The 22,248-nt window shown below is 52.1% G+C and carries 23 protein-coding genes and 1 tRNA gene; 16 read left to right on the top strand and 8 right to left on the bottom strand.

Translation table 11 applies throughout. The features are described 5' to 3' along the window. The first annotated feature begins 82 nt into the window (after positions 1-82). The 5 genes from LVJ85_RS08115 (at position 83) to LVJ85_RS08135 (ending at position 3,860) form a co-directional block, all read left to right on the top strand. Complete coding sequence (locus tag LVJ85_RS08115) at positions 83-241, top strand: hypothetical protein (RefSeq protein ID WP_244738655.1); 159 nt, start codon at positions 83-85, stop codon at positions 239-241. A 208-nt stretch (positions 242-449) separates the two neighbouring features. Next, complete coding sequence (locus LVJ85_RS08120; protein ID WP_244738657.1) at positions 450-1,046, top strand: hypothetical protein; 597 nt, start codon at positions 450-452, stop codon at positions 1,044-1,046. 579 nt (positions 1,047-1,625) lie between these two features. Further along, entirely contained in the window at positions 1,626-2,555 is a 930-nt protein-coding gene (gene ribF, locus LVJ85_RS08125; RefSeq protein ID WP_244738661.1) for a bifunctional riboflavin kinase/FAD synthetase, read from the top strand. A 130-nt stretch (positions 2,556-2,685) separates the two neighbouring features. Then, entirely contained in the window at positions 2,686-3,477 is a 792-nt protein-coding gene (locus LVJ85_RS08130) for a hypothetical protein (protein WP_244738663.1), read from the top strand. Continuing rightward, complete coding sequence (locus LVJ85_RS08135) at positions 3,474-3,860, top strand: RidA family protein (protein WP_244738665.1); 387 nt, start codon at positions 3,474-3,476, stop codon at positions 3,858-3,860. Before LVJ85_RS08130 ends, LVJ85_RS08135 begins: the two co-directional genes overlap by 4 nt. 20 nt (positions 3,861-3,880) lie before the next feature. Here LVJ85_RS08135 and LVJ85_RS08140 read toward each other — a convergent pair whose 3' ends face one another. After that, positions 3,881-4,018, bottom strand: coding sequence for a lipoprotein signal peptidase (locus tag LVJ85_RS08140; RefSeq protein WP_244738667.1), 138 nt, complete (start codon positions 4,016-4,018; stop codon positions 3,881-3,883). Positions 4,019-4,092: 74 nt separating this feature from the next. Here LVJ85_RS08140 and LVJ85_RS08145 point away from each other — a divergent pair, with 74 nt between their 5' ends. After that, complete coding sequence (locus LVJ85_RS08145) at positions 4,093-4,920, top strand: symmetrical bis(5'-nucleosyl)-tetraphosphatase (protein WP_244738678.1); 828 nt, start codon at positions 4,093-4,095, stop codon at positions 4,918-4,920. A 320-nt stretch (positions 4,921-5,240) separates the two neighbouring features. On the opposite strand, the gene LVJ85_RS08150 is transcribed toward LVJ85_RS08145, so the two are convergent. Both LVJ85_RS08150 and LVJ85_RS08155 read right to left on the bottom strand, forming a co-directional pair. Next, the gene (locus LVJ85_RS08150; protein WP_244738683.1) at positions 5,241-6,386 is read right to left on the bottom strand and encodes an iron-containing alcohol dehydrogenase; all 1,146 of its coding nucleotides are present in this window, start codon (positions 6,384-6,386) and stop codon (positions 5,241-5,243) included. A gap of 308 nt (positions 6,387-6,694) precedes the next feature. Next, positions 6,695-7,567, bottom strand: a complete 873-nt coding sequence (locus LVJ85_RS08155; RefSeq protein WP_244738688.1) for a YicC/YloC family endoribonuclease — start codon at positions 7,565-7,567, stop codon at positions 6,695-6,697. 100 nt (positions 7,568-7,667) lie between these two features. Here LVJ85_RS08155 and rph point away from each other — a divergent pair, with 100 nt between their 5' ends. The 3 genes from rph (at position 7,668) to LVJ85_RS13345 (ending at position 9,988) form a co-directional block, all read left to right on the top strand. Further along, positions 7,668-8,417 carry a ribonuclease PH gene (gene rph / locus LVJ85_RS08160; RefSeq protein ID WP_244738689.1) on the top strand — a complete coding sequence of 250 codons (750 nt, stop codon included), beginning with the start codon at positions 7,668-7,670 and terminating at the stop codon, positions 8,415-8,417. A gap of 163 nt (positions 8,418-8,580) precedes the next feature. After that, positions 8,581-9,771, top strand: a complete 1,191-nt coding sequence (gene coaBC / locus LVJ85_RS08165; RefSeq protein ID WP_244738694.1) for a bifunctional phosphopantothenoylcysteine decarboxylase/phosphopantothenate--cysteine ligase CoaBC — start codon at positions 8,581-8,583, stop codon at positions 9,769-9,771. A gap of 94 nt (positions 9,772-9,865) precedes the next feature. Then, positions 9,866-9,988, top strand: coding sequence for a hypothetical protein (locus tag LVJ85_RS13345; RefSeq protein WP_255733675.1), 123 nt, complete (start codon positions 9,866-9,868; stop codon positions 9,986-9,988). Positions 9,989-10,104: 116 nt separating this feature from the next. Here the strand turns inward: LVJ85_RS13345 and cysG are convergent, their stop codons facing one another. Next, complete coding sequence (gene cysG, locus LVJ85_RS08170) at positions 10,105-11,514, bottom strand: siroheme synthase CysG (protein ID WP_244738696.1); 1,410 nt, start codon at positions 11,512-11,514, stop codon at positions 10,105-10,107. Between the two features lie 11 nt (positions 11,515-11,525). On the opposite strand from cysG, the gene LVJ85_RS08175 reads away from it, so the two are divergent. Beyond that, positions 11,526-11,699, top strand: coding sequence for a hypothetical protein (locus LVJ85_RS08175; protein ID WP_244738698.1), 174 nt, complete (start codon positions 11,526-11,528; stop codon positions 11,697-11,699). A gap of 344 nt (positions 11,700-12,043) precedes the next feature. On the opposite strand, the gene cysI is transcribed toward LVJ85_RS08175, so the two are convergent. Next, a complete protein-coding gene (gene cysI / locus LVJ85_RS08180; RefSeq protein WP_244738703.1) occupies positions 12,044-13,810 on the bottom strand; it encodes an assimilatory sulfite reductase (NADPH) hemoprotein subunit in 1,767 nt (588 codons plus the stop codon). A gap of 216 nt (positions 13,811-14,026) precedes the next feature. Here cysI and LVJ85_RS08185 point away from each other — a divergent pair, with 216 nt between their 5' ends. From LVJ85_RS08185 to LVJ85_RS08210, 6 genes are all read left to right on the top strand, one after another. Further along, positions 14,027-14,653, top strand: a complete 627-nt coding sequence (locus LVJ85_RS08185) for an opacity family porin (protein WP_255733909.1) — start codon at positions 14,027-14,029, stop codon at positions 14,651-14,653. A gap of 235 nt (positions 14,654-14,888) precedes the next feature. Then, a complete protein-coding gene (gene rbfA, locus LVJ85_RS08190) occupies positions 14,889-15,260 on the top strand; it encodes a 30S ribosome-binding factor RbfA (protein WP_085363010.1) in 372 nt (123 codons plus the stop codon). 56 nt (positions 15,261-15,316) lie between these two features. Then, positions 15,317-16,237 (top strand): tRNA pseudouridine(55) synthase TruB, encoded by a 921-nt coding sequence (gene truB / locus LVJ85_RS08195; RefSeq protein WP_244738713.1) that lies wholly within the window; start codon positions 15,317-15,319, stop codon positions 16,235-16,237. Between the two features lie 397 nt (positions 16,238-16,634). Continuing rightward, entirely contained in the window at positions 16,635-18,707 is a 2,073-nt protein-coding gene (locus tag LVJ85_RS08200) for a carbon starvation CstA family protein (RefSeq protein WP_244738717.1), read from the top strand. Next, positions 18,697-18,903 (top strand): YbdD/YjiX family protein, encoded by a 207-nt coding sequence (locus tag LVJ85_RS08205; RefSeq protein ID WP_244738723.1) that lies wholly within the window; start codon positions 18,697-18,699, stop codon positions 18,901-18,903. The genes LVJ85_RS08200 and LVJ85_RS08205 overlap by 11 nt, the downstream gene beginning before the upstream one ends. A 176-nt stretch (positions 18,904-19,079) precedes the next feature. Beyond that, a tRNA-Asn gene (locus LVJ85_RS08210) sits at positions 19,080-19,155 on the top strand. Here the strand turns inward: LVJ85_RS08210 and LVJ85_RS13460 are convergent. The 3 genes from LVJ85_RS13460 to LVJ85_RS08220 all read right to left on the bottom strand — a co-directional run bounded on the left by LVJ85_RS13460 (position 19,114) and on the right by LVJ85_RS08220 (position 22,219). Beyond that, positions 19,114-20,682: a recombinase family protein gene (locus tag LVJ85_RS13460; protein WP_370686954.1), complete on the bottom strand. Its 1,569-nt coding sequence runs from the start codon at positions 20,680-20,682 to the stop codon at positions 19,114-19,116. The genes LVJ85_RS08210 and LVJ85_RS13460 overlap by 42 nt on opposite strands. Then, positions 20,679-21,173 carry a hypothetical protein gene (locus tag LVJ85_RS08215; RefSeq protein ID WP_244738726.1) on the bottom strand — a complete coding sequence of 165 codons (495 nt, stop codon included), beginning with the start codon at positions 21,171-21,173 and terminating at the stop codon, positions 20,679-20,681. The genes LVJ85_RS13460 and LVJ85_RS08215 overlap by 4 nt, the downstream gene beginning before the upstream one ends. Positions 21,174-21,379: 206 nt before the next feature. Beyond that, on the bottom strand, positions 21,380-22,219 hold the full coding sequence (locus tag LVJ85_RS08220) for a tyrosine-type recombinase/integrase (protein ID WP_244738728.1): 840 nt from the start codon (positions 22,217-22,219) through the stop codon (positions 21,380-21,382). Positions 22,220-22,248 lie beyond the last annotated feature (29 nt).

Here is a 22,248-nt window from a genome sequence, read left to right on the forward strand (position 1 = left end):
GGCTTGCCGTAAAGCACAAAACAACGACCTGCTGCGGCATCCCGCATTTAAACGTTTTTCATGAAATAAAGAAAGGTTTAAAATGAAAAAAGGATACTACTTAAAAATTTCTATCTTGTTTGCAGTGACTTCAATTATCAATTTTGTGGTTGTCCATAAGCCGAACAGCACGCCTTACCTAGGCTATTTCTTTGCCGCGGCCGCCGTAGCAGCCTTTGTCCTCCACCTCAAAAAAGGCTGAGCAGGCCGTCTGAAACCATACAGCTTTCCCAGCAGCCCGCACTCCTGCGAGCTGTTTGCTTAACTTAATCAGGCCGTCTGAAACCTGCAAAGCTGGTTTTGGCGAAACTCACAAAGTCCGTTTTCAGACGGCCTCTTCAAAAACAACTCCGTCATGACGAATCAAAATTTGCTATAATCGGCAACATCTTGATTTATCGAAACAACACATGCAAAACCTTCAATTCCCCCTCAACTTCACCTTCAAAATCTTCACACCGTCCAACGACTTCACCGTGTTCGACGCGCAAGGCGAAGAAGTGGCCTACACGCGGCAGAAGATTTTTAAGATCAAAGAATCCATCGAAATTTTCCGCAACGGCAGCCGCAGCGAGAGGCTCTACACCATCGACGCCGACCGCATTATCGACTTCAACGCCAACTACACCGTGCGCGACGCGGCAGGCCGAACCATCGGCAGCATCAAGCGCAGCGGCATGAAATCGCTGTGGAAAACCAGCTATACCCTCAGCGACGCAGCGGGCAGCCCGCGCTACACCCTGCACGAAGAAAATCCGTGGGTGGCCGTGCTCGACGGCATCGTCGGCGAAATTCCCATTCTCGGCATGCTCACCGGCTATTTTCTCAACCCGACCTATACCATCGCCACGTCCGACGGATGCGAAACCTACCGCCTTAAGAAAAACGCCTCGTTTTTCGAGCGCAAATTCAGCTTGGAAAAAACCACCCAAGCACCGGCAGAAGACGATGTATTGGTACTGAATGCCGCCATGCTGCTGATGCTGCTCGAGCGCCGCGACGGCTAACCTAATCGAGGCCGTCTGAAAACGCATTTTCAGATTTTGCTCAAACGCATCTTTTAAAGCCGGCAACGCGAGGCTGCTGCAAAATCAATCAAACTCAAAAATATCCGCACTCAACGCCAAACCGTAGGGGCGGATTGCATATCCGCCCGCAGATGCCGTTCGGTCGTGGTGGGTTAGGTCAGATTCGGTTTTTAAATTCGGCATAACGGGGGTCAAATGGAATGTTGGCATTTTCCGGCAAGGGCGGATATGCAATCCGCCCCCTACGCAAGCTGCCTGCCGGTCTGAAAGCGTTTGATTGGTCTGCTTAATCCGCTTTAGCGAAATCCGCACAGCGCACTTTCAGACGGCCTCACACCATTCCCCGCCAAACCGCCCCATATAACAGACCGGCCGAAACAAACCACATACGTCATACCCGGGCTTGACCCCGGTATCCCGATTTCAGCAGCCGTCAACATCTCAGGTCAAAACCGGATATAACGGTATCCGTCATCAAAAAAAGCTATTGGCCGCAGCATTCCCCCCGCTGCCGATTCGGCTTACAATACGCCGTTTTTCCACACACAGACATTACCCATGAAAATCTGGTTCGGTCAGGGCAGCCGCCCCGACTTTCCGCAAGGCTCCGCCGTTACCATCGGCAATTTCGACGGCGTGCATCTCGGCCACCGCCACATCCTGCAGCGGCTCAAACAAGAAGCACAAAGCCGCGGCCTGCCCGTGGTTGCCGTGATTTTCGAACCGCAGCCGCAAGAATTTTTCGCCCGCAAACAAGGCCGCGAACTGCCCTACCGCCTCAGCCCGCTGCGCAGCAAACTGCACCTGCTGCGCGAAACCGGCTGCGTCGATGCCGTGTGGGTGCTGCGTTTCAACCAAGCCTTTGCCGACATCAACGCCCAAACTTTCATCAGCCGTCTGCTGCGCGAAACCCTCAACACCAAATACCTGCTCATCGGCGACGATTTCCGCTTCGGCGCAGGACGCGAAGGCGATTTCACCCTACTGCAAAGCCAGCCCGGCATGGTTACCGAGCGCACCCCTTCCGTGCTGGTGGAAAACATCCGTGCCAGCAGCACCGCCATCCGCAAAGCCCTTTCAGACGGCCTCTTGGAATACGCCCGCAAACTGCTCGGCCACGACTACGCACTCAGCGGCAAAGTCAAACACGGCGCCAAGCTCGGCCGCACCATCGGCTGCCCCACCGCCAACGTGCAGCTTCCCCAACACCACTACGCGCTCAGCGGCGTGTTTGTGGTTGAAGCGGAAGGCAGCTTCGGCACCCGCCGCGGCGTGGCCAGCTTCGGCTTCAACCCCACCGTATCGGCAACCCGCCGCCAGAAGCTCGAAGTGCATTTGTTCGACTTCAACGGCGATTTATACGGCCAACGTATCCGCGTGCGTTTTCTACACAAACTGCGCGACGAAGCCAAGTTCGACAACATCGACGATTTGAAAAAACAGATTTGGGCGGATATGGATGCGGCGAGAAATTGGGTGAGTAAATAGACTTTCAAATATACATATATAAAAGATAATATCTGATAATATCTTAATTTTATTGACAATTTAATTTTTTTGATACCATATTAAATATTACCATAAAAACTAAATTTTTACTTTTTAAAGGTATTTAGTCATGAATATTCAAAAATCAAAATGCAAACAATTGAAAGAGTTTTCCTCGGAATTATGGATTATAGCGAAATTTTCTTTTTTTATCATCATTGTTATTCCAGCTTTAGCTTTATCACCTTTGATTTTCATCTATTATTTTACACAGCTTACCTTAGGTAATGATTATGTTTTTATTAACATTATCTCACCTATAATCTTTTTTATTTCTATAATTCTTATGTTTTTTGCTTTAGTAAAAGCAACAATATCTAGAATAAAAAAAGATAAAAACCTTGATGGAGTAGTGTTAAGTTATTTATGCGCAATCCCATTCATTTTATTAGTGCTTAAGAAAAATTGGAAAGATGATTCTAGTAAATATCCTTGGTTATATTTAATTGGAGAATGGGCGGAATCTTATATTAATGTTTTATTAATTCCTTTAGGTTGCGGACTGTTAACTGCATATATTTTAGAAAAATCTAACCCAACCTTGAAAAAAACATCTCGCGCCCAATTAGAAAAAGCGATGAAATTTCTTAACAAGAATAAAGATTCACTATATATTAAAAATATTTCCATTATTGTTGACGAGAAATATTATCAATATGACGATAGAATTACATTATCATTAGAATTTTCTCCAAGCAAGGATATTTCTATTGTTAATAAAACTACTAATGTCATCGAAATTCTTAAAAAAGAATTTAATCATTTAAATTTAACCCATGAATTAATTAATCAGCCCCAAAATTCAAAAGATTTAATCCATTTAATTATTTCATCCAAAGACAAGGAGACTCTGTCAAAATGAAGACCATCATCCACACCGACAACGCCCCCGCCGCCATCGGCGCATACAGCCAAGCTGTGCGCGCAGGCAACACCGTTTACATGAGCGGCCAAATCCCACTCGACCCCGCCACCATGACCGTAGTCGGCAACGGCGATTTCCGCGCCGAAGCGCACCAAGTGTTTAAAAACCTGCAAGCCGTGGCGCAAGCGGCGGGCGGTTCTTTAGACGATATCGTTAAAGTCAACGCCTACCTCACCGACTTGGGCAACTTCGCCGTATTCAACGAAGTGATGGCCGAATACTTCAGCCAACCCTTCCCCGCCCGTGCCGCCGTCGAAGTTGCCGGCCTGCCCAAAGGCGTGCAGGTGGAAGCAGAAGCCGTATTGGTGCTAAACAGCTGATTTAAAATATAATGAGACCTTTACAAAGTCCTCAGATGTGGATGCAGTTCAAGGCGTAGCAGCGCAGCGAGTGCAGACATATCACATAGATAGGCAAACGAGCGAGCAGCGCACAACGCAGAAATGCGCCGCAGATGGGGGCTTTGCAAAGGTCTCATAATGATAAGATATGCCGTCTGAACAGCTTTCAGACGGCCTCACACACCTCATCTAACCACACGGATTCACACACATGGCACATTATGCAATCGGCGACATTCAAGGCTGCTTTGCCGAACTTACCGCCCTGCTCGCCAAAATAGGTTTCAACCACGGCACCGACACGCTGTGGCTCACGGGCGACATCGTCAACCGCGGCCCACAGTCGCTCGAAGCCCTGCAATACGTGATGCGGCACGAAAGCAGCATCCGCACCGTGCTCGGCAACCACGACCTGCACCTGCTCGCCGTGTCGTACGGCGTGGGCAAAATCAGACGCGGCGACACCATCGCGCCGATTCTCGAACATCCCGACAGCCGCAAGATGCTCGACTGGCTGCGCGCCCAACCCCTGCTCGTGCGCGGCGAACAACATGTTTTGGTTCATGCCGGCTTATTGCCTAAATGGGATATCGAAAAAGCCGAAACCCTCGCGCTGGAAGTCGAAGCCGAGTTGAAAAGCGACCGCACCAAAGACTATTTCCTCAACATGTACGGCGACAAACCCAGAAAGTGGAAAAACAGCCTCACCGGCTACGACCGCCTGCGCATGATTACCAACGTCTTCACCCGTATGCGTGCGCTAACCTTCAAAAACAAGCTCGACTACGACTTCAAAGGCGGCCTCAAAGACATGCCCGACAATCTGCGCCCGTGGTTCGAAGCACCCGAACGCCGGCACTTGAGCCACACCATTGTTTTCGGCCACTGGTCGGCTCTCGGCTATTTCAACGACCGCCATGTAATCGGGCTCGACACCGGCGCACTGTGGGGCGGCCAGCTTACCGCCACCAATCTGGATACCAACGAAGTAACCCAAGTTGCCTCCCAAAGCAAACTGCATTGGTCAACCGCTTTGTAAGCGTCGTCACACATCTGCATTCCCGCTCCGGCGGGAATGTTTTTGTTTGAAAACATGCAAGGTTTTTGATGGCACTCGGATATAGCGGATAAATTTCAGCCATACCCGGGCATAGCAGAACGGTAACTTTGTTGCAAACAGCCTGAGGCCGTCTGAACGTTCCCAAGCATCGGGCGGATATACAGTCCGCCCCTACGTGCGCATATTTCACTATCCTTGCCGATATTGCAAAACGATCAGACAATAAATATAAATAAGGCCGTCTGAACGTTTTCAGACGGCCTTTAGATTCAAATCGAATCAAACCGGCATTGAGCCAATCAAGCAGGATCATACGCGGCTTCAAAGATGCCGATAATCTGCTCTTTGTTGGCCTGAATCGGGTTGGTAAATCCGCAAACGTCTTTCAAGGCGTTGTCGGCCAACACGCTGAAGTCTTCCTTCTTCACGCCCAGCTCTTTCAAAGATTTGGGAATGCCGACAATACGCGCCAGTTTGGTAATCGCATCGATAACGTCCAAGCCTTTCAAATCGCTGTTGTGTTTGCCCAAAATGGCACCGATTTCGTCCAAACGCTCTTTGGCGGCCTGTTGGTTGAAACGCTCAACGTGGGGCAGCAGCAGCGCGTTGCACACACCGTGCGGCAGGTCGTAGAAACCGCCCAATTGGTGCGCCATCGCATGCACATAACCCAAAGAAGCATTGTTGAACGCCATACCCGCCAAGAATTGGGCATAGGCCATTTTTTCGCGCGCTTCTTTGTTTTTCGGCTCGTGAACGGCAGTCGGCAGATAACCTGCAATCAGCTCGATCGCTTTAACCGCGCAAGCGTCGGTAATCGGCGAAGCGATGGTAGAAACATAAGCCTCCACCGCGTGGGTTAAAGCGTCCATGCCCGTAGCTGCGGTCAAGGGGGCGGGCATACCTTCCATCAATGAAGGATCGTTCACCGACAGCAGCGGCGTTACATGCTTATCGACAATCGCCATTTTCACATGACGCGCTTCGTCGGTAATCACGGCAAAGCGCGTCATTTCCGAAGCCGTACCGGCGGTGGTGTTGATGGCAATCAAAGGCAACTGCGGTTTTGTCGATTTGTCCAAGCCTTCGTAATCTTCAATCTTGCCGCCGTTGGTCGTAACAATGGCCACGGCTTTGGCGCAGTCGTGTGAAGAACCGCCGCCCAAAGAGACGATGAAATCGGCACCTGCCGCTTTTAACGCCGCCAAGCCGTCATTCACATTGGAAACCGTCGGGTTCGGCTGGGCCTTGTCGAATACCGCATAGTCGATGTTTTTTCCTTTCAACAAACCGCCGATTTTGTCGGCAACGCCCATTTTGCTCAAACCACCGTCGGTAACAATCAATGCTTTTTTCAAGCCCAAAGCGGCGATAACATCCATCGCTTCAGACAAGGCGTTTTCGCCTAAAATGTTTTGAACGGGCATGAAGAATTGAGTTGCCATAATTTTGCTCCTTGGTAGTTGTGTTATTAATTGGGAAATACATCAATGCCATAATTTGTTTTGGGTTAAGAATGCGCATTGACGGGTTGAAATTGCCACAAGGCAGGTAACACTGCAATCGAAACAAGCGCTTATTAACGGTTTTTTTAAATTGAAGCGGCCATTCAAAACAAATACGCCCTGATTTTTAACACAAATTAAAATCTGCCCTGCCGAACCATAAAAAAACTGCACCTTCAAAAGCAGGTTGCTCCCCTACTTCCAAAGATGCAGCTTGGTTGGCAATGACGGCAGGCCGTCTGAAAACCTTACTCAATATTCTGAACTTGTTCGCGCATCTGCTCAATCAAAACTTTCAATTCCACCGAGGCCTGCGTACATTCGGCGGCGATGGCTTTGCTGCCGAGCGTGTTGGCTTCGCGGTTGAGTTCCTGCATCAGAAAATCCAAGCGTTTGCCGACGCTGCCTTGCGCACCGGTAACAATACGGCGCACTTCTTCGATATGGGTGCGCAAACGGCTGAATTCTTCGTCAACATCCGATTTTTGAATAAACAGCGCAAACTCCTGCTGGAGGCGGTCGTTATCGATGTTTTCAACAGCTTCTTTCAGGCGTGTGCGCACTTTTTCCATATGCGCTTCAAGCAATTGGGGAAATACGCCGCTCAAGCCGTTGATGATTTTTTCCATTTCGTACAAACGCATCAGCAAGTGCTGCGCCAGTTTTTCGCCTTCGCGCGCACGGGCGGCGGTAAAGTCGGCCAATGCTTGGGCCAGCAGGTTTTTCAGCATTTCGGTAAATGCTTCTTCATCTTCGTTTTGGCTGGCGAGTACGCCGGGGAATTTCAAAATATCGGCCACGTTCAGCTTGCCCAAATCATCGTACTCTTTGCGCCATTTTTTATTCAACGCTGCCAATTGGGCAACCAATTCCTCGTTCACGGCCAATCCCTGTCCGCTTTGCGCGATGTCTTGAATTTGGATGCGGCATTCGAGCTTGCCGCGTGCGGCGTTGGCGGCGATATTCTCGCGCAAGGTGTTTTCCAAATGACGCAAATCGTCTGGCATGCGGAACTGCACGTCCAAATAGCGGTGGTTGACGGCGCGGATTTCCAAATTGATGCGTTTGCCGCCGCATTCGCCTGCGGCATTGGCAAAGCCGGTCATGCTGTGGATGGCCATGGTGTTTTACTCCGTTTCAAAAATATCGAGTGAAATCTTTGAAAATATACCACAATACGGCATGTTATAATCCGCCCCACTAAAGATTAAAGGAATGTTTATGACTGCCTACACCCGCACTTCCCGCCCCGCCGACGCTTTGCGCAATATTAAAATCACGCCGCATTTTCTGCCGCATGCCGACGGCTCGTGCCTGATCGAGTTCGGCAACACCAAAGTGATTTGCACGGCTTCGATCGACGAAAACCTGCCGCCGTTTCTGCGCGGGCAGGATCAGGGCTGGGTTACGGCGGAATACGGCATGCTGCCCGCATCCACCGCTTCCCGTATGCGGCGCGAGGCTGCGGCGGGCAAACAAAGCGGGCGCACGCAGGAAATCCAGCGTTTAATCGGCCGTTCGCTGCGGGCTGTGGTTGAGTTGGACAAACTGGGCGAGCGTCAGATTCTGATCGATTGCGACGTGATTCAGGCCGACGGCGGCACGCGCACGGCTTCGATTACGGGTGCGTTTGTGGCTTTGCAGATGGCGGTAAACAAGCTGGTTGAATCCGGCATGCTGATTCAAAACCCGATCCGCGAAGCCGTGGCCGCCGTGTCGGTAGGCGTGGTAGGCGGCGTGCCTCTGCTGGATTTGGATTATCCCGAAGATTCGGGCTGCGACAGCGATGTGAATCTGGTAATGACCGCCTCGGGCAAAATCATTGAAATACAGGGCACTGCCGAAGGTGCGCCGTTCAGCCTCGAAGAACTCAACCAATTGATCGGCTTGGGCAAAAAAGGCATTGAAGAATTGTTCGACTACCAACAACAAACCTTGAAGCAGGCTGCAAACGGCGTTCAGACGGCCTGACGAGTTTTAGAGGCCGTCTGAAAAACCACGACCGCCTGCTCCGCGCCAAAGCGGGTCTTTATCGATTCATGCTATATGAAAGGCCGTCCGAACAGCTTTTCAGACGGCCTTATCAACAAATAACACCTTGACACAAAAACCTGTTTCAGGCCATGTACCCTTTATGAGCAAACACATCCTACTCGGTATCAGCGGCGGCATTGCCGCCTACAAATCCTGCGAACTCGTGCGCCTGTTGAAAAAACAAGGCCACAGCGTAACCGTTGCCATGAGCCGCGCGGCCACCGAATTCGTACAGCCTCTGACCTTCCAAGCCTTGAGCGGCAATCCCGTTTTGGCGGAAACCCACGCCGGCGGCAGCGGCAACGGCATGGCGCATATCAACCTCACGCGCGAAGCCGACGTGTTCCTCATCGCTCCTGCCAGCGCCAACACCATCGCCAAAATCGCCTGCGGCATCGCCGACAACCTGCTCACCAACCTCGCCGCCGCACGCAAATGTCCGCTGGCCGTTGCGCCGGCCATGAATGTGGAAATGTGGTTCAACCCTGCCAATCAGCGCAACATCGCCCAATTGATTTCAGACGGCATCACCGTATTTCCTCCCGCCTCGGGCGAACAGGCCTGCGGCGAAACCGGCGTAGGCCGTATGCCCGAAGCCGTTGAATTGGCCGACCTGCTGCCCGATATGTGGGCGGCCAAATCCCTTCAAGGCAAAAAAGTGCTGATTACGGCGGGCGCAACGTTTGAAGCCATCGACCCCGTGCGCGGCATTACCAACATTTCCAGCGGCCAGATGGGGATGGCACTCGCCCGCACCTGCCGCGCCGCCGGTGCCGAAGTAACCCTGATTTACGGCCAAATTCAGACGGCCTTGCCCGCAGGTTTGGCGCATGTCGAACAAGCCGTCAGCGCCGAAGCCATGTACCGCGCCGTCATGAAACACATTCCGCAGCAAGACGTGTTTATTTCCGTGGCCGCCGTAGCCGACTACAAAGTCAAAAACAGCAGCGCGCAGAAACTGAAAAAAGACAGCAGCGGCTCCCCGCCCGTGATTGAGTTGGAAGAAAACCCCGACATCCTCGCCTCCGTCGCCGCCCTGCCCGATGCACCTTTCTGCGTCGGCTTTGCCGCCGAAAGCGAAAACGTGCTCGAATACGCCCGCGCCAAACGCCTGAAAAAAGGCATTCCCATGCTGGTGGCGAATGATGTGGCCGTGGCGATGGGCAAAACCGTCAACCGCATCACGATTATCGACGGACAAGGCGAAACCGGATTTCCCGAAACCGACAAACACCAAGCCGCCGCAGCCGTCACGGCCAGACTGGCGGCCTTGCTGACCCAACAACCATAAAACAAGACTGCACGGAATGTTTTCAGACGGCCTGACAAACCCGCCCTACCGCCCCGAACAAACATTCCAAGCACAAAACCAATAAAGACACTTCATGCACCAAACTCGGCACTTTAGTAATTTAGCAGTATTTACATCACCGCTGTTTGCCTCACAAATCGAAACTGCTGCCGAATCAGTCAAAGAATGGGCGCAACCCGTCAAACAGCAGGTTTAGCTGCCGTCCGTACCAAACGCAAAGCGTCAATAACAAAACGCTGAAATCCCAACTATCTGAGATTTCAGCGTTTTTCATCTCTTTTCAAACTGCTTATTCACAGCATCAAACCATCATCAAGCCGCATGAATCTGCATCATGTCCGAAGCAGATTCGCTGTCGGCAAACCAGCGCAATTCCTCGCGCAATGCCACCACTTCGCCGATGACCATCAAGGCCGGACGCGGGGCATGTGCGGCCATCTGCGGCAAGTCTTTCAGACGGCCTGTCTGCACGCTTTGATGTGCCAGCGTACCGTTGGACACCACGGCAACGGGCGTATCGGCACTGCGGCCGTATTCAATCAGCTTGGCGGCAATATCGGCGGCTTTAAGCGTACCCATATACACCACCAGCGTTTGGTGGCTCAAGGCCAGCGTGCGCCAATCGGGTTCGCTGCCGTCGTGGCGGCTGTGGCCGGTGATAAACAACGCACTTTGGGCGCAGTCGCGGTGGGTCAGCGGAATGCCCGCGTAGGCCGTGGCACCGAGTGCGGCGGTAATGCCCGGCACGATACGGTAAGGAATGCCCGCTTCGGCCAATACTTGCGCTTCTTCGCCTCCGCGCCCGAACACGAAAGGATCGCCGCCTTTGAGTCGCACCACGCGCTTGCCTTCCTGCGCATATCGAACCAACAGGCGGTTGGTGGCTTCCTGCTGCACATGATGCGCGCCCGCACGCTTGCCGACGCTGATTTTATCGGCATCTTTGCGCACCATCGCCAAGATTTCGTCCGACACCAGCGCGTCGTACAACACCACATCGGCAGCCTGAATCGCTTGCAGCGCGTGTATGGTCAATAAACCCGCGTCGCCCGGACCTGCGCCGACCAACACCACTTCTCCGCGCGGCGTGTCCAAATTGGCAAGCTGTGCCGACAACTCCTTTTCGGCGGCGGCACGGTTGCCCTGCGCCACAAACGTGTTGAAACGGCTTGCGAACAGGTTTTCCCAAAAACGCCGCCTCTCGGGCATGGTGCGGACGGCTTTTTTCACTCTGCTGCGCCATTCGCCTGCAATCTCGGCCATTTTGCCGGTGTGCAGCGGCACCAGCGTTTCAATCGCCTGCCGCCAGTAACGCGCCAACACGGGTGCAGTGCCGCCGCTGGACACGGCGATTTTGATCGGGCTGCGGTCTATCACGGCAGGCACGATAAACGAACACAAATCCAACGTATCCACCGTGTTGCAGAATACGCCGCGCGCCTCGGCCGCTTCAAACACGCTGCGGTTGAGCGCGGCATCGTCGGTTGCGGCAATCACAAGGAATACGCCGTCGAGAAAGGCCGTCTGAAAAGATGTACCCAGCCATTCGATACGGTTTTGCTGCCGCCATGTTTCAAAACGCGGGCTGAGTGCGGCGGCTGCCACGCGCACCTGCGCACCGGCCTGCAACAAACTCTCGGCCTTGCGTTCGGCAACGTGTCCCGCCCCCACCAGCAAAACGGGGCGGCGGTTCAAATCGGCAAAAATCGGATAATGGCTCATGGGGTTTCCTTGTGACTGTCATCGGCAGTCCGGCTGCCGCTTCGGTTGTCGAAAATATTAAAACGGTTTATGCCGCAGCCAAAGGAATGGTTTTTGCTTTGCTTATGGTGTTTGGTTATATATATGGTCGGGCGGGGATAAAAAACGATACTTTGGCATACAGAAAAGCCGAAGCCGGGCTTTAAAAAGCTTGAGGCCGTCTGAAAACGAACTTTGTGAGTTTCGCCAAAACGAACTTTGTGAGTTTCGCCAAAGCAGGCTTTGCGGATGATGCAAAACAGCTTCCACCCCATTTTGCTTTCTAAAAAATCAAACCGTTGGCTACTTCAATATCTATTGCCCATGCACGGGCGGATATGTAATCCGCCCCTACGGATTTCCCCTGAAAAACAAGAATTTCACCCCCCACCGACCTTATAACAAAACCCCTACCGACCTTACAAAGTGTTGAGGCCGTCTGAAAGCAAGCCTTGCGAATTTCGCTAAAAACCTTTTCAGACGGCCTCCAATGTACAGCCAAATTCTCGAATCACGCCGCCCAAAAATCGCGCGGCGCGTCCAACACGGGCTTCACGATGCCGGTGCGCACGGCAAAGTCGCCGAAGCCTTCGTTGTTCAGACGGCCTTTTGCCCATTCGCCCAGCCAGCCGTCGATGATGTCCAAAATCTCCGGCTCGGTGATGTTTTCTTTAAACAAGCGCGGAATGCGCGTGCCTTCGCGGTTGCCGCCGGCGTAGAGGTTGTAGCGGCCTACCGCTTTGCCGACCAAGCCGATTTCGGCAATCATGGCGCGGCCGCAACCGTTGGGGCAGCCGGTGATGCGCAGCACGATATGTTCTTGCTGCAAACCGTGTCGGGCAAACAGCGCGTCCAGTTTGTCGGTGAACTGCGGCAGGAAGCGTTCGGCTTCGGCCATCGCCAGCGGGCAGGTCGGCAGCGACACGCAAGCCATGCTGTGTTCGCGCTGCAGGGTAACGGCATCGCTGATCAAGCCGTGTTCGCGGGCAATGGCTTCGATTTTGGCTTTATCGCGCGGGGCAATGTTGGCCACGATCAGGTTTTGGTTGGCGGTAAGGCGGAAGTCGCCTTTGTGGACTTTGGCGATTTCGCGCATACCGGTTTTCAACGGCCTGCCGGGGTAATCGAGCAGGCGGCCGTTTTCGATAAACAGGGTGAGATGCCATTTTTTGTCTTCGCCCTGCACCCAGCCGATGCGGTCGCCGCGCGAGGTAAATTCATACGGGCGCACGGGTTCGAATTTCGCACCCATGCGGTTTTCCACTTCTTCGATAAACACGTCCACGCCCACGCGCTCGAGTGTGTAGCGGGTTTTGGCGTTTTTGCGGTCGCTGCGGTTGCCCCAGTCGCGCTGCACGGAAACCACGGCTGCGGCGGCATCAAGCGTTTTTTCCAGCGGCACGAAGCCGAATTCTTTGGCGGTGTTGGGATAGGTTTTGGTGTTGCCGTGTTCCATCGACAGGCCGCCGCCCACCAATACGTTGAAGCCGACCAGCTTGCCGTTTTCACCGATGGCCACGAAGTTCAAATCGTTGGCGTGCAAATCGACATCGTTGTGCGGCGGAATCACGACAGTGGTTTTGAACTTGCGCGGCAGGTAGTTTTTGCCGAGTACGGGTTCGGTGGCGTCGCCGCTTTTCACCGCCTCTTTCAGCGGGGCCGGTTCGGTGATTTCAGTGGATTCGACTTTCTCGCCGTCCAGCCAGATTTCGGCATAGGCGCGGGTTTTCGGCAGCAGATGCTCGCTGATTTTTTTCGCCCATTCGTAGGCTTCTTTGTGCAGCCCGCTTTCAACGGGATTGCTGGTGCACAACACATTTCGGTTCACGTCGCCGGCGGTGGCGATGGAGTCCAAACCGAGCTTGTGCAGCCATTGGTGCATGGGTTTGATGTTTTCTTTGAGCACGCCGTGGAATTGGAAGGTTTGGCGGTTGGTAAGGCGGATGGAGCCGTACAGCGTGTGTTCGGTGGCAAATTCGTCGATGCCCAGCCATTGCGCGGGTTGGATGATGCCGCCGGGCAAACGGCAGCGCAGCATCACGTTTTTCAGCGGCTCCAGTTTCTGCTCCACGCGTTCGGCGCGGATGTCGCGGTCGTCCTGCTCATACATGCCGTGAAAACGGATCAGTTGGAAATTGTCGCCGTTAAAGCCTCCGGTGAGGCCGTCTGAAAGGTCGTCTTTAATCGTGCCTTCGAGATAGCGGCTTTGGTCTTTCAAGCGTTCGTTGTCGGCAAGCGGGGCGTCGGGGAGTTTGGCTCTTGGGTCGGCGGCGGTCATGAATGTTCCTCGGCTTTATTGTTGTGATGCCGATACTGTATCGAGGCCGTCTGAAAAAAGGAAAGAATGCTTGGTTTTAATGTAAGAAAGATTGGTTATATCCAACATGACCAATAAATAAAAATTTGTCTATATAATGCTTTTATCATATAATTTTCTTTTTTAAAACAATTAGTTATTAAAATAATATTAACAGGATTTATTATAAAAAGGAAAATTTTCTTAACGGTATTTTTTCTCACTTCATCGGTATCCGCTTTCTCAGAATCGGGTATTTTTGTGCAACCTGAGGCTGCACTCAGCCAAATAAACATCAAAAACAATAAAAATTTGGCGTATTCAAAAAACAGTTTCAGCCCCCGCCTGACCGTCGGATACGATTTCGGCAATCATTTCCGTATCGGCGTTGACTACACCCACTACAAGCCGCTGCACTTTTCCGGCAGCGGAACGTTCAACTATAAATTGAAGCTGACTAAAAAGATCAAAACCAACATCAAGCTGAAATATCGCGATGAAGGCAGAGTCAGATTCAACAGCGCGGGGCTTTCCGCCGCCTATGATTTTCCATTGAGCGACAAAGTGAAGCCTTATGTAGGTGCGCGTTTGGCGCACAACCGCATTGATGTCCGCATCAAGAAAACCTTGCCGCAAGTGGGCAAAACGGTTCATTTCCATAAGAAGAAAAGCGGCTTGGGCGCAGGCGTGTCGGCAGGTGTTGGCTTCAAGCTCAATGAAAAAGCCGTGATGGACGTAGGTTACCGTTATAACTACTGGGGCAAATTCCAGCATGTGAAAATTCACAGAAATGAGATCGCTGCCGGCTTGCGTGTAACCTTCTAACCAGCAGCCTTTTACATTTGAGACCATGCCGTCTGAAACCGCTTTCAGACGGCATCACCGTTTTTGTGAACGCCATACTTCAATGTATATACCTCTGCCGGCCAATCGGCATTTACACACTCCCGCACAACACTCTTCCTGACCGCGCACTGCAAAACCAGTATAATCACGCCTTAACCTATCTCAGGCCGTCTGAAATGCTTTCAGACGGCATCATTGATTATCAAGGAAGACCATGAGAAAACCACAACGCGGCTATGCCCGCCAAGACCGTGTTAAAGAACAGATCATGCGCGAGCTGGCCGAACTTGTCCGCACCGGCCTCAAAGACCCGCGCGCAGGCTTTATCACCATTAACGAGGTGGACGTAACCCGCGATTACAGCCACGCCACGGTTTACTACACCGTGCTCGACGACAGCACCCGCGAAATTACCGAAGACGCGCTCGAACACGCCAAAGGCTATCTGCGCACCGAGTTGTCGAAACGCATCAAGCTCTTCAAAACGCCCGAGCTGCATTTCAAATACGACGAATCGCTCGAACGCGGCATGAGCATTTCCCACCTTATCGACAAAGTAGCGGCAGAAAAGCCCGTTGAAGACTAAACACCGCAGGCCGTCTGAAAATTTTTCAGACGGCCTCAAACCTTTGGCCAACCGATATGAACCAGCCGTCCAAACCGCAAAAACGCCCCGTCAACGGCGTGCTGCTGCTCGACAAACCGCAAGGCCTGTCCAGCAACACCGCCCTGCAAAAAGCCCGCCGCCTGTACCGCGCCGAAAAAGCCGGGCACACCGGCGTACTCGATCCCCTCGCCACCGGCCTGCTGCCCGTGTGTTTCGGCGAGGCCACCAAGTTTGCACAATATCTGCTGGATGCCGACAAAGCCTACACCGCCACACTCAAACTCGGCGAGGCAACCTCAACCGGAGATGCCGAAGGCGAAGTCGTCGCCACAGGCCGTGCCGACATTTCCGCCGAAGATTTTCAGACGGCCTGCCAAGCACTGACCGGCCCTATCCGCCAAGTGCCGCCGATGTTTTCCGCACTGAAGCACGAAGGCAGGCCGCTTTACGAATATGCGCGCAAAGGCATTGTGATCGAACGCAAACCGCGCGACATTGTGATTTACACCATTGATATAACTTCGTTCCACGCGCCCGAAGCCGTGATCGACGTGCGTTGCAGCAAAGGCACTTACATCCGCACATTAAGCGAAGACATCGCCAAACACATCCATACCTTCGCCCACCTGACCGCCCTGCGCCGCACGGAAACCGCCGGATTTTCCATAAACGAAGCACATACGCTGGAAACATTGCAAGCCTTAAGCGAAGCCGAACGCGATGCCCTGCTGTTGCCGTGTGATGTTTTGGTCAAGCATCTGCCGCGCCTTACCTTGCCCGACGGAGCCGTACAAATGCTCAAATTCGGCCGCCAACCCGAATACCACACCCCCAACTTATCCGCCGACACCCCCCTGCGGATTTACGTGGAAGACGGCAGCTTTATCGGTTTGGCCGATTACCTGCCCCATGAAGGCCGTCTGAAAGCCTTGCGCCTGATGAATACGGCAACATAATTCCACCGTAACGCATATAACCAAAATTATTATCCGATAACGAGCGTGTACAACAGCGAAAGCCGCTGCGAAACACGCTTTTTTTTACAGCAATACTTTGATTTTGCTCAATGCATATCGGCATTCCGCCCCGCCCGCATATGCTCATGGCAGGAACTGTGCTACCCTTGCAACGATTGTTCACGTTGCACAACCATAATTTACACAAGACCGGCATTGGTTTTTAAGTTGTCGTAAACAATGAAACGGGCGTATGCGGCACAGCATTCCGTCTCTGGCCCATATCTCATGTTTGCGGCAGCTTTCATACACGCCGTCTTGATCTTGCTCGCTTCTCCGCCAACCGATAAACGCAACCAGACAATAGCTTTTATCTCAACAAACTGACGAGGTCATTATGAAACATCTCAAAACGTTTCTGATTTGGGGCATCGTGGTTTTGGTCGGCCTGGCCTCTTTTACCACGCTTGCCATCCACAGAGGCGAGCAAGTAAGCGCGGTATGGATGGTTACGGCCGCCGTTTCCGTTTACTGCATCGCCTATCGTTTTTACAGTCTGTACATCGCCAAAAACGTTATAGAGCTTGATCCCAACCGGCTGACGCCGGCCGAGCGCCATAACGACGGCTTGGACTATGTTCCCACGCACAAAGGCGTATTGTTCGGCCACCACTTCGCCGCGATTGCCGGCGCAGGCCCGCTGGTCGGCCCCGTGCTGGCCGCCCAAATGGGCTACCTGCCCGGCACGTTGTGGATTATCTTCGGCGTGGTTTTCGCCGGTGCCGTACAAGATATGATGGTGCTGTTCGTCTCCATGCGCCGCGACGGTAAATCCTTGGGCGACATCGTCAAACAAGAACTCGGCACCACCGCCGGCGTGATTGCCTCTATCGGCATTCTGATGATTATGGTCATCATCATGGCCGTATTGGCACTGATCGTGGTAAAAGCACTGGTACACAGCCCGTGGGGTACGTTTACCATCGCCGCCACCATTCCGATCGCTTTGTTTATGGGTATCTACACCCGCTACATCCGCCCCGGCAAAATCGGCGAAATTTCCGTAGTCGGCTTCATTTTGCTGATGCTGGCCATCATTTACGGCGAAGATGTGGCACACAGCTCTTTTGCCCATTTCTTCGACTTAGACGGCGTTCAGCTGACTTGGGCGATCATGATTTACGGCTTTATCGCTGCCGTATTGCCCGTTTGGCTGCTGCTTACCCCGCGTGACTACCTTTCCACTTTCCTGAAAATCGGCACCATCATCGCCTTGGCTGTCGGCATCGTCATCGTAGGACCTACCCTGCAAATGCCTGCCGTAACCAAGTTTATCGACGGCACCGGCCCCGTATTCTCAGGCAAACTCTTCCCCTTCCTGTTCATCACAATCGCCTGCGGCGCAGTTTCAGGCTTCCATGCCCTGATTTCTTCAGGTACTACCCCCAAAATGGTGGAAAACGAAACCCATGTCCGCATGATCGGCTACGGCGGCATGCTGATGGAAAGCTTTGTCGCTATCATGGCTTTGGCCGCTGCCGCTTCGCTTGACCCGGGCGTTTATTTCGCCATGAACAGCCCCACCGCCCTGATCGGCACCGATGCCGCCAACGCCGCCCAAGTGATTACCAACCAACTGGGCTTCCCCGTTGAAGAAGCCACCCTGCTGAACATGGCAAAAGATGTAGGCGAAAACACCATTCTTTCCCGTGCCGGCGGTGCGCCCACTCTGGCAGTCGGCATGGCCAACATCATGAGCCAACTCATTTCCGGCCCCGGCATGATGGCTTTCTGGTATCACTTCGCCCTCTTGTTTGAAGCCCTGTTCATTCTGACCGCCGTAGACGCGGGCACACGCGTGGCACGCTTCATGATTCAAGACTTGGGCGGCATCTTCGTCAAACCTTTCGGCAATACCGATTCATTACCCGCCAACCTGACCGCCACCTTGATGGCCGTCGCTCTGTGGGGCTACTTCCTCTACACAGGCGTTACCGACCCTCTGGGCGGCATCAACTCCTTATGGCCGCTGTTCGGCATCGGCAACCAAATGCTGGCCGGTGTCGCACTGATTATGGTAAGCGTCGTATTGGTAAAAATGAAAAAAGAACGCTATGTATGGGTTCCCCTCGTTCCCGCCCTCGGCGTACTATTCGTTACCTGTTATGCCAGCCTGCAAAAACTGTTCCACAGCGACGCCAAAATCGGCTTCTTGGCACACGCAGCCAAATTCAAAGATGCCGCTGCGCGCGGTGAGATTTTAGCCCCGGCCAAAAACATGGAAGAAATGAGTCGTATCGCCTTCAACGACTACGTCAACTCAGGCTTAACCGTTATCTTCCTCTCTGTAGTCGTGATTGTGGCCGTATACGGCTTGCGCGTCGCCCTGAAAGCCCGCAAGGTGGCTTGGCCGACAGCAAAAGAAGTCCCTGCCGTGTACCGCAACGAGGTTCAACACAATGAGTCATAATATTCTGCAACGCATCAAGCGCATTTTGAAAACAGCACGCCTAACCGCCAACCTGATGGCCGGCATGCCCGATTATGAAAACTACGTTGCCCGCCAACGCAAACATAATCCCAATGCACCCGTGATGACGAAATTGCAGTTTCAGGATTACTGCAGCAAACGCCGTAGCGGCAGCAACGGCGGACGCTGCTGTTAAACGTTACCCTGAAAAAACAACCCTGCATTCCCGGCAGGGTTTGTTTTTTTTTCAGACGGCCTCAAACCTGCTCCAAAATAAATTTCATTACAATTCATACCATTAATCTTTTTTCATGCCATAAGGCTAACAAAAGTATTGACGCAGATAAAATCCAAGCTATAATGCCGACTTCTTCCCCGATAGCTCAGTCGGTAGAGCGACGGACTGTTAATCCGCAGGTCCCTGGTTCGAGCCCAGGTCGGGGAGCCAACTATCAATGCTCTGAACCACATTTGGTTCAGGGCATTTTTCCTTGATAATTAACTCTGGACGATAGTGGATCATAATTTCATCATCGTTCACGTCAATACGCTCAATGAAGTGCTGAAGCATAGCACGGATTTTCTCAGGTGACTTCGACTTCATAATCACCCCTTTCAATACGTTTACCGCATTTTTCAAGTCAATATCATTGATCGGCTCGTATTCAGGCTCGTTATTGATGCTCTCAAGCTCTTCAAGCAATAAATTCTCACGGTCTGTATAGGACTTCGCGCGCGCAAGCATTTCATCGATATTAGGCGCAGAGGTGCCCATTTTCTCTAAAATATCGTACAACGATTTCCGACGGCCGCGGATATCGCGCAATTCCGATTGTATTAAGTCAATACGCGGCTGCCGCTCGCTGCGCTTGGAAAGAAACATCTGCTGGGCTTCCGTTATGAAATTGGCCACCACGTCAGCGTGCAATACCTTGTCCATTACCACTTCTAGCAAATAGGGGTCGAATTTATCTGCATCAATACGCCGCGAACTGCATCCGTGTCCTTTCTGATTTCCTGAACAGTTGTAATAGCTGTATGTGCGGCTTCTTCCTGTTGCAGTTTCTATCCGCATTGCCAAACCGCACTTCCCGCACTTTAATAAGCCCGTGAACACATGCTGGCTCAACGGGCTGCCTTTCCCCGTTGTCTCTCTGCCTTCAGCCAATTTCGCACGGGCAGCCTTAAATGCTTCCTTGTCGATAATTCCATCGTGTGTTTCGTGCATAACCCATTCACTTTCAGGGTTTGGTTTCCGATTTGTAGTACGGTTGAAAACACTCACCCCAATATAAACATAATTGCCCAATATAAGCCGAATATTATCTTTGCTGTATGGTCGATTTCGCAAACTCAATCCACGCCTGTTCAGCTCCATTGCTATTGCTTTTGTTCCTTCACCAGCAAGATACCGTCTGAAAATCTCACGCACAATAGGCGCTTCCTGCTCGTTAATAATTAACTTTTTGCGTTTTCCCACAGCCTGCGTTTGGAAACCAAGCGGCACAAAGCCACCATTCCAGTAACCTTCTTCGGCATTCTTCATCATTGAGCGCTTGGTGTCACGGCTGATCTGTCGAGAGTAGTGCTCATCCATAATTTCAAGCAAACTCTCGCTAAACCAGCCTTCATCGGTGCGGTTATCAATGTCCATAGACACATAAACCACCCGAGTGCCAACTCCTTCAAGCAACCGCTTGTAGCTAGCTGCGTCAATTTTATTCCGCGCAAATCGGCTCGTACTCCAAACAATAAAATAATCTACCTTTTCAAACGTGCAATATTGCACTGCGCTTTGAAAAGCTGGACGCCGGTCAGATTTTCCCGATTTACCTTCATCCCGAAATACGTTTAATACATTCGCCCCCAAATCTGCCGCTTTTTTCATACTGCGCTCGATTTGGCTGTCTATTGAGATACCTTCGTCGGCTTGACGCGCGGTACTCACGCGCGCATAAATAATTGCCGTCTTCATTTATTTAATTTAATCCTGTCTGCCACACGCGATATGTGTGAACTGCCAACTTTTTCGCCCATCTGCGCGTTTAATCGCTTCACAGATTCGCAATTTCCATATGATTGCTTGATCAAAACGCCAAAACGGTCGCGCTGGTAACGCTTTTGGGCGCGGAATGCGCGAAGCGTCGTCAAAATCCCTCCGTCTGGTCGCCTGATTTCTTCGTGAGAATCCAAAATTTGCCACATTTTGATGAAATTGTCGTAACCAATCGCGGCGGCAACTTCCTGCCAAATATGGTTCAGACCGATTTCTCGCAGTTGGTTTAAGCGGGGGTCTTTTTCAGGCGGCGAAGCCGCGCGATTTTTTTCAGACGGCCTAATAGGGAGTTCAGAAAAAGTGTAGATTTCTAGGTACCCACCTCCCCCAGCGGCTGGGCTGTTGTCTGTCTGCCGAACCCCCACCCCTTCAAGCCGTGCAGTTTCAGCTTTACTACTTCGCTTTTCCATTGCTTTAACGCTCCTGTAATGCTTGTGTTTTTGTGGTGATACTTCGCTTTTTGTCGAAGTGCGAAGTTACCTAATTGTAGGAACCTATTTGATTTAGCCCGATATTAAGGTCAGTTTGAAGAACCATCAAGACCATTACGGGGCGTAAGGGTAAGGGTTCCTCTACTATGTTTTGTAGGAACCAATTGAACCCGAAAGAATCCTTTTTACGTTTTACCCAAATGACCCAACAATCCGCTGACGGGAGATTTGATTTTCGAGAGCGGATTTGCTCTATCGATTTCATGGAACAGTTTTCGGGTAGCCAAGTGGGTATAGATTTTTGTACTGCGCGGGTCGGCATGCCCCATCAGGTCTTGTGTAACGGCCTGATTAACATCGCTCTCGGTTAATTCAGTGCCGAATAAATGGCGGATGGCATGCGGGTGAAGTTGAGCGGTATCAATGCCCGCCGCTTCGCCGTGTTTACGCATCATCTTACGCAGGCCGCGGGTAGTGAAGCGGCGGCGCTCTCCGTGGTAAAGGTAGGCCGGGCAGTTGCGGTTGCCGGTGGTAACGAATAGCACATGGTCGCCATCGGGCAACAGGGTATCAATACTGTGAAGCATGGGGTGCTCTAGGTAAACCCTTATCAGCATCTCGGTTTCTCTTGGAATCGGCAGCTGGCGAGTTTTCTCCCCTTTTTCGGTAGTGCGGATCATCAAGCGCGGGTCGCCTTGATCGATGGCCGTTATCAGGTTGCTACGGTTCAGGGCGGCAACGCCGCTGATACGCAAGCCACAGCCGATTAATATGCTGATGATGGCCGCATCCCGAATGCCCTCAAACGTGCCCAAATCGGGCTGCCAGATAAGTTTTTCGGCATTGTCTAAGGTCATTACGCGCGGCAGCGGCCGCCCCGTTTTGGGATAAGACAGGCCGTCTGAAATATTGCCGGGAATAAGGCGTATCTGTGCAGCATAGGTATAAAACTCCCGCAGGCACGAAATATGCGGTGTTAAATATCGTGCAAAACTGAGCCAGGGAAACGGGGAGTTGTGCTCCAAAAGTGAGCCACTCTCCGTTTGTTATAAAC

The sequence above is a fragment of the Neisseria sp. Dent CA1/247 genome (genome assembly GCF_022870825.1).
GTDB classification, from domain to species: Bacteria; Pseudomonadota; Gammaproteobacteria; order Burkholderiales; family Neisseriaceae; genus Neisseria; species Neisseria zoodegmatis.

Bases quoted from the DNA above. Each gene is read 5' to 3' on its own strand.
- LVJ85_RS08115 (WP_244738655.1), top strand. From the start codon at position 83: ATGAAAAAAGGATACTACTTAAAAATTTCTATCTTGTTTGCAGTGACT.
- LVJ85_RS08120 (WP_244738657.1), top strand. From the start codon at position 450: ATGCAAAACCTTCAATTCCCCCTCAACTTCACCTTCAAAATCTTCACA.
- ribF (WP_244738661.1), top strand. From the start codon at position 1,626: ATGAAAATCTGGTTCGGTCAGGGCAGCCGCCCCGACTTTCCGCAAGGC.
- LVJ85_RS08130 (WP_244738663.1), top strand. From the start codon at position 2,686: ATGAATATTCAAAAATCAAAATGCAAACAATTGAAAGAGTTTTCCTCG.
- LVJ85_RS08135 (WP_244738665.1), top strand. From the start codon at position 3,474: ATGAAGACCATCATCCACACCGACAACGCCCCCGCCGCCATCGGCGCA.
- LVJ85_RS08140 (WP_244738667.1), bottom strand. From the start codon at position 4,018: ATGAGACCTTTGCAAAGCCCCCATCTGCGGCGCATTTCTGCGTTGTGC.
- LVJ85_RS08145 (WP_244738678.1), top strand. From the start codon at position 4,093: ATGGCACATTATGCAATCGGCGACATTCAAGGCTGCTTTGCCGAACTT.
- LVJ85_RS08150 (WP_244738683.1), bottom strand. From the start codon at position 6,386: ATGGCAACTCAATTCTTCATGCCCGTTCAAAACATTTTAGGCGAAAAC.
- LVJ85_RS08155 (WP_244738688.1), bottom strand. From the start codon at position 7,567: ATGGCCATCCACAGCATGACCGGCTTTGCCAATGCCGCAGGCGAATGC.
- rph (WP_244738689.1), top strand. From the start codon at position 7,668: ATGACTGCCTACACCCGCACTTCCCGCCCCGCCGACGCTTTGCGCAAT.
- coaBC (WP_244738694.1), top strand. From the start codon at position 8,581: ATGAGCAAACACATCCTACTCGGTATCAGCGGCGGCATTGCCGCCTAC.
- LVJ85_RS13345 (WP_255733675.1), top strand. From the start codon at position 9,866: ATGCACCAAACTCGGCACTTTAGTAATTTAGCAGTATTTACATCACCG.
- cysG (WP_244738696.1), bottom strand. From the start codon at position 11,514: ATGAGCCATTATCCGATTTTTGCCGATTTGAACCGCCGCCCCGTTTTG.
- cysI (WP_244738703.1), bottom strand. From the start codon at position 13,810: ATGACCGCCGCCGACCCAAGAGCCAAACTCCCCGACGCCCCGCTTGCC.
- rbfA (WP_085363010.1), top strand. From the start codon at position 14,889: ATGAGAAAACCACAACGCGGCTATGCCCGCCAAGACCGTGTTAAAGAA.
- truB (WP_244738713.1), top strand. From the start codon at position 15,317: ATGAACCAGCCGTCCAAACCGCAAAAACGCCCCGTCAACGGCGTGCTG.
- LVJ85_RS08200 (WP_244738717.1), top strand. From the start codon at position 16,635: ATGAAACATCTCAAAACGTTTCTGATTTGGGGCATCGTGGTTTTGGTC.
- LVJ85_RS08205 (WP_244738723.1), top strand. From the start codon at position 18,697: ATGAGTCATAATATTCTGCAACGCATCAAGCGCATTTTGAAAACAGCA.
- LVJ85_RS13460 (WP_370686954.1), bottom strand. From the start codon at position 20,682: ATGAAGACGGCAATTATTTATGCGCGCGTGAGTACCGCGCGTCAAGCC.
- LVJ85_RS08215 (WP_244738726.1), bottom strand. From the start codon at position 21,173: ATGGAAAAGCGAAGTAGTAAAGCTGAAACTGCACGGCTTGAAGGGGTG.